This is a genomic window from Nemorincola caseinilytica, from assembly GCF_039540515.1.
Lineage (GTDB): Bacteria > Bacteroidota > Bacteroidia > Chitinophagales > Chitinophagaceae > Nemorincola > Nemorincola caseinilytica.
In genome coordinates this window covers 113,149-127,541 of the sequence record NZ_BAABFA010000011.1, presented here as the reverse complement: position 1 = coordinate 127,541, position 14,393 = coordinate 113,149, and the positions used below count along the sequence as shown (strand labels likewise).

Genomic DNA, 14,393 nt, shown 5'->3' with positions numbered 1-14,393 from the left:
CGACCCATGGGAACACTCACATTGTACATCCTGAAAAGCATCGCCATCAGCGGCATACTGGCCGCATGGTATATGTTCGTACTTCGTGGCAGATCGCTGCACCGCTACAATCGTTTCTTCCTGCTCTCGGCGCTGGTGGCCAGTGTGGTCATCCCATTCCTGCAGTTCCGGTCTGTCAATATCCCTGTTCCTGCCTCCGGCCGCTTGTCACCGGTGTCGCTTATCGCAGGCGCAGCAACCGATAGCGGCGGTGTCCTACCCCTTGTACAGCCAGCCTCTCAGGTATCGGTCTCATGGCCCATGCTTACGGCTTTCCTGGTAGCAGGCGTCAGCCTTTTCATGCTGGCTATGTTATTGCTCAGGGTGTCGCGTCTGCTGCTGTTCTGCAAGCGTGCCCAGGCAAAAGATGCATATGGCGCACGGCTCATCCTTACCGATCATGCCGATGCTCCCTTTACCTTCCTTCACTACCTGGTATGGAATAAGACCATGCCTCTGGACGATGAGATGGGTCGCCTCATACTGCAGCACGAGCTCGCCCATGTGGTACAGCGCCATACCTACGACAAGCTGTTCTGCCAGGCGCTCACCTGCATCTTCTGGTTCAATCCCTTCTACTGGCTCATCCAGAAAGAGCTGGGCCTCGTACACGAATTCATAGCCGATGAGCATGCCGTCACCGACCGCGATACCGCTACCTTCTCTATGATGCTGCTGCACTCATACGGCAGTGGCAGTTTCCTGGCGCCCCAGCATCATTTTACTACCTCACCGGTCAGGCGCAGGCTTGCCATGCTGCAAAATGCAGCTACACCTTCTTTTGCTACCCTGCGCCGCTTCCTTGCCCTGCCTATACTTGCAGGTACAGTTATGCTGTTCTCGTTCAGCGTACACAGCGGTGTGCCCAGCAGCCATATAGCACGGGCAAAAAAGAAACTGGTGATACTGCTCGATGCCGCCCACGGCGGAAAAGATATGGGTGGCAAACACGATGGCCTCTCCGAAAAAGATGTATGCCTGCAATATGCACAGCGCATAAAAGAGTTGGCCTCTTACTACAATGTAGAAGTGCGCCTCACCCGCAAAGACGATCGTTACCTTACTCTACCAGAACGCGTGGCGTTGTCCGATAAGATACGGCCTGATGTCTTCATATCGCTGCATGTGGACGAAGAGCCCGGCACACAGAAAGGGAAGGGCGATATAGACATATATGTATCCGGCAAGAACGCACATGCAGAGCAATGCAAAACCTATGGCAGCGCCATCTTCCAGGCGCTGGAGCAAAATGGTGCTATACCGGGTACACGCTGCGACCATGCGGGTAATACAACATGCGACAACTGCAATCCCAATGCTGCACAGCAAAAGGCCGCACGCACCCGTGCTACAGAGAAAGACGGGGTATATGTACTGAAAAATGTTCGCTCTGCCAGTATGGTCATAGTATTGGGCAGCCTCCCCAATGTGCAGCAGGTGACCGGCCACGAGCGCATGAACAATGTCTGCAACGCCATACTGAAAGGCATAGTAGCAGGTGCCGAAGAGGCCCCTCGCACCGGGCTCAGCGCACCTCGCCGCGTACCGGGTGGCAACATCCTCAACACCCTGCAGGCCGCCGCTGCCACTGCACCGAAATGCGGCGATGGCCCCAGGACCGCCCTACAGGTAAATGTAGCGGACAAGTAAGCATATCACAACTACTCCATACAAGAAAGGAGAGGGGTCAAGCCTCTCTCCTTTCGCTTTTTTACCTTCTCCCTACCCTGCGCAGCACCCCTTCATACACAGTCGCCGAATCGGGCATGCCCATCTTCTGGTATATACGCACCATGTATTCGTAGGGTGTATAGTTGCCATAAGCGGGGTCCAGCATCACCGTAGCGCGCAGGGCCGCTAACGCCTGTGCATATTGCTGCTTGTTGGCATAGCTGGCTCCCAGGTTGAAGTGGGCCAGCACATTGCCCGGTTCCCTGCGTATCACGCCCTCATATATAGTTATAGCCTCATCATACCTACCTTTGGCAAGGTATGTGGCCCCAAGGCTGTTGGCCGCTGTTACGTTACCCGGTAGTAGTTCCAGCGCCTTGCGCGCATGCACCTCGGCCACATCGGGCATCTTTGCATCGTATGCCGCCCTGCCCAGCTCCAGGTGTGCTGCTGCATACTCCGGGTATATCTCCACTGCCTTTTGCATGTAGGCTATCCCGCCTCTCAGGTCTCCCGTCTGCGACAGTTCGTTCCCTACAAAGAAATTGAGCCTGCTATCCTCGGGTGCCTTCTGCACATCTGCGGTGTAGAGCGTTGTATTGTTCTTCCATTCTGCATTCCTCGCCACTGCTATACCGGCATACGCCAGGCATACCGGCAGCAGTATGGCTAGTACTCGTGGCCGGTACAATGCGCTCATATCATCGCGCTGCGCCAGGCGCTCTACCAGCAGCGCTGCAACAATGCATATCCCCACCGATGGGAAGAACAAAAATCGCTCTGCCATATTATCTCCTATCAGGAACAGAATATTGGTGAACAAAGACAAAGTGACCATGTAAAAAAGAATACCGAACCCATACATATCGGTACGGGAGCGGCGTAGCCGCAGCACACACACTACAGCAAGTACCATATATGTTACCAGAGATAGCAGCACCCATATATTCCCAAAGTCTGCAAAGGGTATACTATTGTACGAATAGTCGCAAATAAGCGGATATGGCAACAGCAACAATTTCAGGTATTTCCCCAGTATCAGTATGGCCGTGGCCATGCGGGTAGCGGCTGGTATGTGCTTACCTGCAAGTGGGTTGTCTATGAAGCTTATATCGGTAGCTGCAGTACTATAGGGGCTCAGTACCATATACCTCATTGCCAGCGCCAGCCCGGCCATCACCACTATGGCTGCTATGGCCGTCATGGTACGTTTCTTATCCTCGTTCCTGTATACCAGCAGTACAAAGGGTATTATGGCCAGCATTGTTACCGCCGTCTCCTTTGCCAGGAATGCCAGCAGATATAGTACAGCACTGCCTGCCAGTTGCACTGCCCTGCCTCGTTCTGTATAGGCCAGTAACATATTCATGGCAGAGAAGCAGAACAGGAAACACAGCAGCTCGTCCAGGCTCTTGCAATTGGCCACCACCTCGGTATGTATGGGGTGTAATGCGAACAACAGTGCGGCAACAAAGGGCATTACCACCCTCCTGCGCCTGAACAGCCTGCTCAGGAAAAGGAAGAACGCCACCACACAACCTGCATATACCAGCACATTCACCAGGTGATACACAGCAGGCGCAGCGCCAAAGAACTGATGTACTATAGCGAATACCACCAGCGACAGCGGCCTGTACAGTTCCGTGGCCGCACTATTGAATCCTTTGTGGTAAGGAGTGGTCAGTATATCGAATATACCTCCAAGTCCTTTTGCCACAAAAGCATTATCCTTTATCACCAGGTAGTCGTCAAGGGCAAAGTCATTCACCAGCGTATTCGCATATACCACAAAAGCCACCAGAGTCAGCAGCAGGGCCAGCTTTTTCCATACCCCATCTATCATACCTGTACTATATGCTTGCTCTTGTTTCATTTTATTTGCCCGTTCCGTGTCGAAAATTACAGCATTATCCTCATTACGCTCATCTTGCTACTTCCTGTGGGTACATTTCAGATCTTGCATGATATATACAATAATACCCGCGCGACAGCGCGGACATAAGATCTCCCTCTCTCCCGGAGAGGGCTGGGGTGAGGCCTATATACAAAGATCTGAAATGCGCTCTTTTCATAACAAATATCTCTTGTATCTTAGTACGCCTTGATACACTACTCCCCATGCCTGCAAAGAAAACAGAAGCGATCACTACCAAACCATCCGACACCACTGCGGTCGATAGCTATATGGCCACCCTCCAGCACCCATTGAAGGATGTGGTGGAAGAGCTCCGCCGGCTCATACTCGCCACCCACAGTACCGTAGGCGAGGAGATAGCTTGGAACGCCCCTGCTTTTTTCTATACCGGCGAGATGCCCCCTTCAAACCTAAGGAATACAAACGCCACATAGTGGTCTTCAACCTGTTCAGGAAAGACGCCGTTCGCCTCGTCTTCCTGAAGGGCGTCTTGGTAGATGATGGCGCTACAGGCATCCTGCAAGGCGACCATGCCGATGGCAGGCGGCTGGCATCATTTAGCAGTATAAAAGAGGTAAATAAGAACAAGAAGACATTGCAGCGGCTGGTAAAGGAATTGCTGCAACTGCTACAAAAAGGCTGACCGGCTACTCGGCCCCATGCGGGTCCAGGAAGCCCATTATCACCCACCAGCGGAAACGCTCCAGCATCACGAATTTGCTCCACTGCCCGCGCAGCAGGAAGCCTATGCCATATACTACCGCATAGCCCCATTTGGCCATGTACTCCACAAATTTCAGCAGCAGCGCCATGGCATTACCCTTCAGCCGCAGCCGCTCTCCGCCACCTATGCCCATGCTGTGCCTGCGCACATATGCTTTATCGAATTTGTTGGCCTCTACACTGTGCAGCACCGCTACATGCGGCAGGTAATGCACATCATGGTGGTGTGCCAGTATCCGCAGGTATATATCCTTCTCCTCGTTGGCCAGCAGGCCCTTTCCCTTTCTGCCCAGGTCGGTATTGAAATACCCTATCTCGTCGAATACCTTTTTCCTGAAGGCCATATTGGCGCCGCATGGATAGCGTGCCCCTGTCAGTTTCTTGATGTTCGGTCCCTGGTCGAAGTTTCCCACCAGCCCGAAGAAATATTTGGAATACCAGTCTGGTATGCCGGTCAGGAACCGTGGCGTTATCTTCCCCCCTACCGACCATGTGGCCGGGTGCGCATCGAAAAAAGATGCTATGGAAGATAGCCAGCCCGGTTGCGCAGTAGAGTCGTCGTCCAGGTAGGCCACTATCTCTCCCTTTGCCTCTTGTGCGCAGCGGGTACGGGTATAGGCCACGCCCTGTTGGGTCTCTACATAGTAGCTGAAGTTCAGTTCGGGGTGCGCGGCCTTATAGGCGGCCAGCAACTGCACGGTCTCATCGGTGCTGTTGTTGTCCACCACTATCACCTCGTACAGGCGCTTGTCATAGTCTTGCGCGAAAAGGCTATCAACAGCATTGATGATGAACCTTGCCCTGTTATAAGAGCATATCACTGCCGAGACCTTGAACGGATATTGCATCAGGTCGCAAATTTACGATATGCGACCTATACATGGCAACAGGGAGAATACCATAAAAAAACCATGCATTGCCCACTCCAGATCATATCATTATCAATAACCACCTAATTTTGCCACTCACACCACAGCACATATACGGGATGCCATCATCCAAAGCAGTATTCATACGGGCCACTATGTTACCGGTCATTATCCTGGCCGTTGTGCTTACCTGCATCTCACCCCGGTCATGGGCGCAGGACGGATCGGCTCCTGTATGGATAGAAAAAGCACGCCTTGCCGCCGCTGCCAAACAGCACGACTCCGTTATATACTATGCCGATCAGGCAATGACCATTGGCCAGAAGACCCGCGACACCCTCGCCCTGCTCAGGGCTATGCGTATGAAGGGCAAATCACTATTGGCACTAAAAAAGGAGAAAGCATCCGCAGAGACATTCTTCGCGGCGCTGCGCCTGTGCCGGTCTCCTGCGTTCGAGAAAGAGCTGGGCATACTGTATGGCGAGCTTGGCTACTACTACTATTCACAAGGGCAGGGGCAAAAAGCAAAGGAATACTACCACCACCATATAGATATACTAAGCCGCATACAGGGTATGGACAGTATGGGGAATGCGTTCATAAACCTATCCGTTACCCACCAGATGCTGGCAGAATACGACAGCGCGCGTATACTGCTGAACAAAGTAGGCGAGATAGTGGCCCGCACCAATGATAGCTCTATGAAGGCATATTACCTGCTGAACATGGGTGCCTATCACACCGTCACCGGCCGGCTCGATTCTGCCAAGATCTGCTACCTGCAGGCATACGACCTCTGGAAGGCATTGGGCAATGTCTCCCAGTTGTTCCGTGTCACCTTCAATCTCGGTTTTTACGCCTTTCAGAACAAAGACTACAAAGAGGCCATCAAATACTACCTCCTCTCTGAAGAGGCCGCGGGCCGATACGGCCAGAAGCGCGAGCTGGCCCATGTATACGGCACCATGGCAGAGTCTTATGCCGCTCTCGGCGATCACAAGACCGCCTATAAGTACCTGCACCTATACGCTACGCTCAACGACTCCTTTGCGCACGAGGATATAAACAACTACGCCCTTCAGCTAGACAAGCAATACCAGTCTGAAAAAGCAAGGGCCACCATACAGGCGCAGCAGCTGGAGCTGAAACAGCAGCAGAACACTATGCTTATCATCATCATCATAGCTATAGTAGTAGTAGCGCTGGGCATAGGGGCATTCGCCTACATCACCTTCCGGAACAGGGTACGCAAAAAGGTAGACGAGGCCAAGGGCAGGTTCTTTGCCAATGTAGCGCACGAGATACGCACTCCGCTATCTATGATAAAAGGCCCCGTAGAGGTATTGCAGAATACCATTACCGACAAGGCCATGTTGCACCAGCTGGATATCGCGGCCCGCAATACAGAGCGCCTCAACGACCTTATGGACCAGATGCTGGACATTTCCAAGATCGATGCTGCCCGCTACGCACTACAGGTACATGTGGGCGATATGGGAGCGCTTGTACAGCAACTGTTCCAGCACCACCGCCAGCAGGCCGCGGCCAAGCGCATTACGCTCACCTGCGAGTGCGATGCACATATACAGGCCAGCTTCGATGGCGATGCATGGGAGAAGATACTCAGCAACCTCGTGGGCAATGCCATAAAGTACACTCCCGAAGGTGGCACCGCAGGTATAGAGGTCGCATCAGTGCAGCACGAGGATGCAGTAGCCCTCACCATCAATGTATGGGACAGCGGCCCCGGCATACCCGCAGCAGAGCAGCAAAAGATATTCGAACGCTTCTATCGCTCGCGAAACGAGCAGACCGCCCGCGAAAAAGGCACAGGTATAGGCCTGGCACTGGTAAAAGAACTGGTCACCCTCATGCAAGGCACTATAACGGTAGAGAGCGCTCCGGGCAAGGGTGCCGTCTTTACCGTCACATGCCTGCTGCAACGCGCGGGTAGCGTACAGGCACAGGCCATACCTGCCGGGGAGAACACATCTGTCATACTGCTGGCCGAGGACGATAAGGATATACTGGACTTCAACACCACCCTGCTGCGGAATGAGGGGTACACAGTGATACCGGCCAGTGATGGCAGCATAGCCTCGGCGGCCATAAAAGACACCCTGCCCGATATAGTGGTCACAGACCTGATGATGCCAGTAAAAGATGGCATGGAACTGCTGCGCGAGATACGCGCCAACGAGGTGACGGCCCACATACCCGTCATCATCCTTAGCGCCCGCGCCGCGCAGGATACCCGTATCGAGGGTATGGCAGGCGGTGCGCAGGCATACCTGCCCAAACCTTTCAGCCCGGCCGAGCTCAAAAATACCGTCAAGAGCCAGCTAGATCTGCTGCAGCGCCACAAGGCACGCTACCAGGCACAGGTCACCAACGAAGAGAAGGCCGTAGAGCAGCGCATACAGGATACGGATCCTTTCACCCAGCGCTGTCATACCATCATACTAGAGCATCTCGATGATGCCCAATTCTCTGTAGAGCGGCTGGCCGAGCTGATGAACGTGAACCGCAGCCATTTCCAGCGAAAGATAAAAACGCTTACGGGCTTCTCTCCCTCCGAGCTCATCAAAAGCCTGCGCCTGGAGAAAGCAAAAGAGATGCTGCTGAAAAAAGAAGGGAACATCACCGAGACCGCCTATGCCACCGGCTTCACATCACAATCCTATTTCACCCGCTGTTTCACCGATCATTTCGGTTACCCTCCCAGCGAGGTGGTCAATAAGGTAAAGGGGTAATTGGGAATTAGTTATTAGGTATTGGGAATTAGGGAATTGATAAAAAAGAAGGGACATCTGGCATCACCAAATGTCCCTCTATCTCTTAACAGGTGACCACGGTCGCCTAATACCTAATAACCAATAACTAATACCCAATACCTAACTCCAACTACCCTATCGTCCACGTTTCCTTGCCGCTCAGCAGCTTGTCCAGGTTGCCCTTGCCTTTAGTGGCCACCATCTCCTGTATCTGCAGTTGCATGTCGTCTTCGTAGGTCGATCGCTCTTTTGCATAGAACACCCCGAACGGCCTCGGGAAGTGTCCCTCTGCCGTTGGGTCGTCAAAGAAACGGGTTATCATCTGTGCCTTGTACATATCGGCCTCGTCATGTATCCACAGGTCGTCGGCGCTATAGCCGCCTGCGTTCAGGTCCACAAGCTGCGGCTTGTAGCCATCCATGCGTATACCCTTGTCCTTTGCAGTGCCATATATCAGCGGTTTGCCCTGCTCCAGCACCAGGGTCTCGGCAGCGCGTGTACCTTTCTCTGTGAATATCTCGAACGCACCATCGTTAAATATGTTGCAGTTCTGGTATATCTCCAAAAAGGAAGCCCCGTGGTGTGCATTCGCGCGCAGCAGCATCTGCTGCAGGTGCTTGGGGTCGCGGTCCATGCTGCGGGCCAGGAAGGTACCCTCTGCACCCATGGCCAGCGCCATAGGGTTGAAGGGGTGGTCCAGGCTGCCCGCCGGGGTCGATTTGGTCACCTTATGCACCTCCGATGTGGGCGAGTATTGCCCCTTGGTAAGGCCATATATCTGGTTGTTGAACAGCAGTATGTTCACATCGAAGTTGCGGCGCAGCAGGTGAATGGTATGGTTGCCACCTATGCTCAGGCCGTCGCCGTCGCCGGTCACTATCCATACGCTCAGCTCGGGGCGCGTGGCCTTCAGGCCGCTGGCTATGGCCGTTGCACGCCCATGTATGGAGTGCATGCCGTAGGTATTCATATAGTAGGGGAAACGCGAGCTGCACCCTATGCCCGATATGATCACTATCTGCTCGCGCGGTATACCCGTCTGCGGCAATATGGTCTGTACTTGCTTCAATATGGAATAGTCGCCGCAACCGGGACACCACCTCACTTCCTGGTCGGTGGCAAAGTCTTTGGCCGAAAGGGGCGTAGCCGCCGCCGTCACTGCATCACTCATAAGAACTGCACTCATTTACGGCCGCAAAATTACTGTATTACACGCAGGGTATGAAATAACACTGCCGGAAGTATCGAAATTTTAGAATATTACTTACTTTTATTCATCAAACGGATAGAACTTATGAAGCCGATAATAGCCGTTATTGCCTGCCTCCTCATAGCCGGGGCATCACACGCACAGAACACTGCCAAACCTGCCGGAAAAGCAAAAATTCGCAAAAACGCCATTGGCGGCACCATCACCGATGCCCGTCACAGGCCCATACCCAAGGTACAGGCATTCATTTATTACAACGATTCGGCCACCAATTCGTCCGGCTATACCGATGCATCGGGCCGTTTCGAGACCAATAATGTACTGCCCGGCACCTACAACCTGCGGCTGGTATACCCATCGGCCAAACGACTCATTATCAATGGAGTACCTGTCAGCAAACTAAGGGTCACCCAGATAGATATAGCCACCAGTGAGCCCACCACCGACTCTGCCATATCTTACACCGATATAGCTAAGCCGACGGCCAAAAAATAATATACACCCGAAATACCCACCCTTATGCTGAAAAGATACCTATGTACGCTCCTGCTGCTGCAAAGCACCGTATTTGCAGCCTTTGCACAGTCTGCAACACCCGCTAATGAGCAGGACGAAACACCTGCACCCTTCATAGGCAGCGAGATCATCTTTGGCCATGGCCTGCTGCCTCTGCACCAGATGTTCGCCGGCTTTCTGCAATACGTCGATTACAGCAATACCACCGCCAGTGGCGCTATATCGCTCACCTACAGGTATCATTTATCCCGGGTCGTATCGCTGGGCGTCACAGGCGTGCTGGAGCGCGAGACCGGTCAGTGGCAGACCCACCAGGGCATCCTTACCGGCATTTTCGACCCTTACGATATAGCCTATGGTCGTTTTTCGCGCAGTACGTTCACAGTAGCGCCCGAGGTCACCTTCAACTATGGCGAGACCGCACATGGCATGCTGCGCTTCTACAGCGTAGTAGCGCTCGGCATCACCCGCAGCGCACAGACCACCACCCTCGATAACCCGGGCTCAGAGTATAGCATTACCCCTCCTCCGGCCTCTACCAAGGTCTATACCACTTTCCAGGCCACACCCATAGGCATACGCGTAGGCAGGGCGCTCGGTGGCTTCGCAGAGCTGGGCATAGGCTATAAGGGCATCTTCAATTACGGTCTTACATACAGGTTCTGACCCGCTCACCACACACATGCTAATTCTGTCAGGCTTCGTGGAACTGCGATCACGTCATAAAGGCTTGGTGAATGATGGTATTTTATATAGGGTTGGGTAAAACCCCTGAGCTATTGTACTCATTCTCACTATGCTGCTACCGCCGTGTTTTTCAATTAAACCTCCTACCTTTGCGGCGCTATGCACATAGAAATATTGAAATCCAAGATACATAGGGTAAAGATCACCGAGGCCAACCTGAACTATATAGGCAGCATAACCATCGATGAGGACCTTATGGATGCCGCCAACCTCATAGAGAACGAAAAAGTGCAGGTACTCGATCTGGACAATGGCGAGCGACTGGAAACATACGTCATAAAAGGCACACGCGGCTCGGGTATGATATGCATGAACGGCCCCGCTGCCCGCCGTATAGGCGTAGGCGACACTGTTATTATCATATCATATGCCAGCATGGAGTTCGAGGAGGCAAAGAAATATAAGCCTTCGGTCATCTTCCCCAAGGAAGGTAACACCCTGTAATAGCAGGCCCTGCATTCACCGCGCATCACACATTATTTGTTATGCAAAAGTGAACTAACGGAGATCAGTACATTTTTAGCGATCCCTGAACATTGTTGTTGCGTATCTTTATTTCCTTATGAAGAAGACCATCTTCACCATACTCAAATACCTGCTGTTCTTCGGCCTGGGCATATGGATCATATACCACATGCTGCACCAGCTCAGCGATCAGCAGCGCATAGAGCTCACACAGGCCATAAAGAATGCCAATGCCTGGTACCTCATACCCATATTCCTTATCGGTTTCCTGTCCCATTTTTTCAGGGCCATACGCTGGCGTTACCTGCTGGAGACCGTAGACCTCAAGCCATCGGTCACCAATACCACCTTTGCCGTGCTCATAGGCTATATAGCCAATATGGTACTGCCCCGCGCCGGCGAAGTGGCCAAATGTACCGTGCTTGCCAAATACGAAAAAGCGCCCGTACACAAGATGATAGGCACCATCGTGGCAGAGCGCGCCTTCGATATGGTGTGCCTGCTGGTCATAGCTGCGCTGGCCTTCGTGCTGCAGGCCCAGTTCCTGGGTACATACCTATCGGCCAAGACGGCCGATATGCAGGCAAAGTTCGAGCATAGCAAGGTACTGCTCATCATACTGGGCATAGGTGCGGTAGTGGCCATACCTGTGGCCATCATGCTGTACAAGAAATATGAGAACTCCAAAATAGGCCAGTTCGTAAAAGAGATGCTGGGCGGCATCTTCTCCATCATTCGCATGAAGAAAAGATGGGCCTTCCTCGGCTATACGGTCCTCATATGGTCCATGTACCTGCTGCAGCTCTGGATCGGCTTCTGGTGCCTGCCCGAGACCGCCGGCCTGTCCCTCACCACTGCACTGGTAGTGCTGGTATACGGCAGCATAGGCATGATAGTGACACCCGGTGGTATAGGCCTCTATACGCTGCTGGTGGCACAGATGCTGGTGGCATACAGTGTGCCCGAGGTGCCCGCACAGGCCTTTGGCTGGATAGCCTGGGTAGCACAGACGGCTGTTATACTGGTACTGGGGCTTGGCTCCCTTCTTGCCATTCAACCTTATAATCGCAAACGCTATGGACAAGCTGCAATGGATACAGCGTAAGATCTTTACACGCGATGCGCTGCTGCGCGAGTGCAATGGCTGGCGTGTGCTGGGGCACAAGATAGTGTTCACCAATGGCTGCTTCGATATTCTGCATCACGGCCACCTCGACCTGCTGGCGCGTGCCGCCAGCCTTGGCAACAAGCTGGTCATCGGCGTCAATACCGATGCATCGGTAAAACGCCTCAAAGGCCCTACCCGCCCCGTTACACACGAGCAGGACCGCCTTTTCCAGCTTGCCTCCCTCCTCTGTACCGATGCCATTTGTCTCTTTGATGAGGATACACCCAAAGAACTCATAGAGCTGGTAAAGCCCGATATACTTGTAAAAGGCGGCGACTATACCATAGATAAGATAGTAGGTGCCGATACCGTGCAGCAGAACGGCGGCCAGGTACACATCATTCCCTTTGTAGAGGGCTACTCTACTACATCCCTCATAGACCGCATCAGGGGTTTATAGGCAAATTACTTTCCATATCTTTACAGGAAAGATATACCTATGAAAGCCGTTCTTGCCCTTTTTGTCATTGTGCTCACTCTTTCGGCCTGCTGCACCAAAAAAGCATGTGTGGAGAACGACCGCATCACTCTGCAATTCTATGGGTTCGATACCACCGAGCTCGATACCGTATATACTACGGGCTATGCATTGGGTTCAGGTTTTACCAAGGTGACACGCGAACAGCGCCTGGATACTACCTATCTGGGACAGGTAGACAGCAACAGGTCCTATTACCCCTATTACAATGAGGGCCTGTCCGATCAGTATGAATGGGAAGTATACGTCCCTGCGGTGAACAGGACCTATCGTTTCACCGACTACAGCTATAGTACTTTCTCCTGCAACTGCCCGCAAGACAAGGTCAGATCATTGCACGGCTGCAAGATGAACGGCATCCCACAAAACCTGCCTGTGAAGATAAATAAGTAGCCTGCGGCATCTATTTCGCCACGGCTATCATCACCTTTTTGTTCTTTATCTTTTCGTTCTTTATCACATGCAGTGTGTGTGTGGCCTTAGAACGGCGTATGGCCACAAAAGAGAAGGAGTCCTTCACCTCTATCAGCCCTATATCTTCCTTTTTCAGCCCTCCTACATGCGATAGGAAGCCCACTATGTCCACCTTGTTCACCTTATCCTTTTTCCCGGCGGCTATGAATAGCGTTATCCATTGCGGAGTATCCGGCAGGCGCAGCTCATCACCCGGTATTATCTCCTCTGCCTCTTCGGTTATGTATTCGGGCATTGCCTCCTCCGGGCCCAGTATCAGTATGGCGGTACCTGTGGCATTCATGCGTGCGGTGCGGCCATTGCGGTGCGTATAGCTGGCCTCGGTATCGGGCAGGTGGTAGTGAATGATGTAACGGATGTTCGGTATGTCCAGTCCCCGTGCTGCCAGGTCGGTGGTCACCAGGAAGCTCACCGTACCATTCCTGAATTTGCACAGTGCGCTGTCGCGCTGCTGCTGCTCCATACCGCCATGGTAAAAGGTATTGATGATACCCCGCTCTGCCAGCAGCTTGCTGGTACGCTCCACGGCATCGCGGTGATTGCAGAAGATGATGGAAGGCCTGTTGCCCAGGTGGCACAGCAGTGCAAAAAGCGTATCTATCTTGTCCCTCTCATCCGATCGCACCATTTTTATTGCCAGCTTCTCCACCGGCAATGCCTCTTCCGGCAAAAAGTCCAGTGTCACAGGTTCGTTCAGACCTACAAATCCCTGCAGCTCCGGTGCGCGTGTGGCCGATGTGAGGATGCGTTTATCCACCACCTGCAGCGACCGCACCAGGAATTCCATCTCCTCCTCAAAGCCCAGTTCCAGTGTCTTGTCATATTCATCCAGTACCAGCGTGGTTATGGTATCTACTGTTATGTTCTCGCGGCGTATATGGTCGCACAGGCGGCCGGGGGTACCTACTATCAGTGCCGGCGGCTCCACCAGATTGTTCTCCTCGGTCTCACGCAGGTGGCCGCCATAGCATGCGGTTATCTTCAGCCCCGTGCCCATAGAGCGGAACACCTGCTCTATCTGCTGCGCCAATTCGCGCGATGGCACTACTATCAGCGCCTGCGTGGTGCGTTTGGCGGCATCCAGCCCCTGCAGTACAGGCAGCAGAAAGGCCAGCGTCTTACCCGATCCCGTGGCCGATAGCAGTATCACATCGCCGGGCCGTGTTCCGGCATCCAGCGCGGCCTGCTGCATCTCGTTCAGCGCCTTTATTTTCAGGTTGTCCAGTATCTTCTGTATTGGGTAGGCATGGTCTTGCATAGCGCAAAGGTAGGTAAATGAAAATGGGGGCGATGCACATATGAGAATGCCGTATCTTACTACAGCACCTTGTGAGCCCGATATGC

The 14,393-nt window shown here is 53.0% G+C and carries 14 protein-coding genes; 10 read left to right on the top strand and 4 right to left on the bottom strand.

The window, feature by feature from the left end; translation table 11 throughout:
• Positions 1-6: 6 nt before the first annotated feature.
• Positions 7-1,689, top strand: a complete 1,683-nt coding sequence (locus tag ABD843_RS09800; protein WP_345082263.1) for an N-acetylmuramoyl-L-alanine amidase — start codon at positions 7-9, stop codon at positions 1,687-1,689.
• 61 nt (positions 1,690-1,750) lie between these two features.
• On the opposite strand, the gene ABD843_RS09795 is transcribed toward ABD843_RS09800, so the two are convergent.
• Positions 1,751-3,583: a tetratricopeptide repeat protein gene (locus tag ABD843_RS09795; protein WP_345082261.1), complete on the bottom strand. Its 1,833-nt coding sequence runs from the start codon at positions 3,581-3,583 to the stop codon at positions 1,751-1,753.
• A 245-nt stretch (positions 3,584-3,828) separates the two neighbouring features.
• Between ABD843_RS09795 and ABD843_RS09790 the strand changes: the two genes are divergently transcribed.
• Both ABD843_RS09790 and ABD843_RS09785 read left to right on the top strand, forming a co-directional pair.
• Complete coding sequence (locus ABD843_RS09790; protein ID WP_345082258.1) at positions 3,829-4,059, top strand: hypothetical protein; 231 nt, start codon at positions 3,829-3,831, stop codon at positions 4,057-4,059.
• Positions 4,059-4,268 (top strand): hypothetical protein, encoded by a 210-nt coding sequence (locus tag ABD843_RS09785; protein WP_345082256.1) that lies wholly within the window; start codon positions 4,059-4,061, stop codon positions 4,266-4,268. The genes ABD843_RS09790 and ABD843_RS09785 overlap by 1 nt, the downstream gene beginning before the upstream one ends.
• A gap of 4 nt (positions 4,269-4,272) precedes the next feature.
• On the opposite strand, the gene ABD843_RS09780 is transcribed toward ABD843_RS09785, so the two are convergent.
• Positions 4,273-5,196: a glycosyltransferase family 2 protein gene (locus ABD843_RS09780; RefSeq protein ID WP_345082253.1), complete on the bottom strand. Its 924-nt coding sequence runs from the start codon at positions 5,194-5,196 to the stop codon at positions 4,273-4,275.
• Positions 5,197-5,372: 176 nt separating this feature from the next.
• Here ABD843_RS09780 and ABD843_RS09775 point away from each other — a divergent pair, with 176 nt between their 5' ends.
• The gene (locus ABD843_RS09775; protein ID WP_345082250.1) at positions 5,373-7,970 is read left to right on the top strand and encodes a hybrid sensor histidine kinase/response regulator transcription factor; all 2,598 of its coding nucleotides are present in this window, start codon (positions 5,373-5,375) and stop codon (positions 7,968-7,970) included.
• Positions 7,971-8,121: 151 nt separating this feature from the next.
• Here ABD843_RS09775 and ABD843_RS09770 read toward each other — a convergent pair whose 3' ends face one another.
• On the bottom strand, positions 8,122-9,177 hold the full coding sequence (locus ABD843_RS09770; protein WP_345082247.1) for a 2-oxoacid:ferredoxin oxidoreductase subunit beta: 1,056 nt from the start codon (positions 9,175-9,177) through the stop codon (positions 8,122-8,124).
• A 108-nt stretch (positions 9,178-9,285) separates the two neighbouring features.
• Here ABD843_RS09770 and ABD843_RS09765 point away from each other — a divergent pair, with 108 nt between their 5' ends.
• The 6 genes from ABD843_RS09765 (at position 9,286) to ABD843_RS09740 (ending at position 12,968) form a co-directional block, all read left to right on the top strand.
• The gene (locus ABD843_RS09765; protein WP_345082244.1) at positions 9,286-9,696 is read left to right on the top strand and encodes a carboxypeptidase-like regulatory domain-containing protein; all 411 of its coding nucleotides are present in this window, start codon (positions 9,286-9,288) and stop codon (positions 9,694-9,696) included.
• 24 nt (positions 9,697-9,720) lie between these two features.
• Positions 9,721-10,383 carry a hypothetical protein gene (locus tag ABD843_RS09760; protein WP_345082241.1) on the top strand — a complete coding sequence of 221 codons (663 nt, stop codon included), beginning with the start codon at positions 9,721-9,723 and terminating at the stop codon, positions 10,381-10,383.
• A 180-nt stretch (positions 10,384-10,563) separates the two neighbouring features.
• Positions 10,564-10,908, top strand: coding sequence for an aspartate 1-decarboxylase (gene panD, locus ABD843_RS09755; RefSeq protein ID WP_345082238.1), 345 nt, complete (start codon positions 10,564-10,566; stop codon positions 10,906-10,908).
• Between the two features lie 118 nt (positions 10,909-11,026).
• Positions 11,027-12,034 carry a lysylphosphatidylglycerol synthase transmembrane domain-containing protein gene (locus tag ABD843_RS09750; RefSeq protein WP_345082234.1) on the top strand — a complete coding sequence of 336 codons (1,008 nt, stop codon included), beginning with the start codon at positions 11,027-11,029 and terminating at the stop codon, positions 12,032-12,034.
• Entirely contained in the window at positions 12,006-12,497 is a 492-nt protein-coding gene (gene rfaE2 / locus ABD843_RS09745; RefSeq protein WP_345082231.1) for a D-glycero-beta-D-manno-heptose 1-phosphate adenylyltransferase, read from the top strand. Before ABD843_RS09750 ends, rfaE2 begins: the two co-directional genes overlap by 29 nt.
• 39 nt (positions 12,498-12,536) lie before the next feature.
• A complete protein-coding gene (locus ABD843_RS09740; RefSeq protein WP_345082228.1) occupies positions 12,537-12,968 on the top strand; it encodes a hypothetical protein in 432 nt (143 codons plus the stop codon).
• 10 nt (positions 12,969-12,978) lie between these two features.
• Here the strand turns inward: ABD843_RS09740 and ABD843_RS09735 are convergent, their stop codons facing one another.
• Positions 12,979-14,307, bottom strand: coding sequence for a DEAD/DEAH box helicase (locus ABD843_RS09735; RefSeq protein WP_345082225.1), 1,329 nt, complete (start codon positions 14,305-14,307; stop codon positions 12,979-12,981).
• Positions 14,308-14,393: the final 86 nt, after the last annotated feature.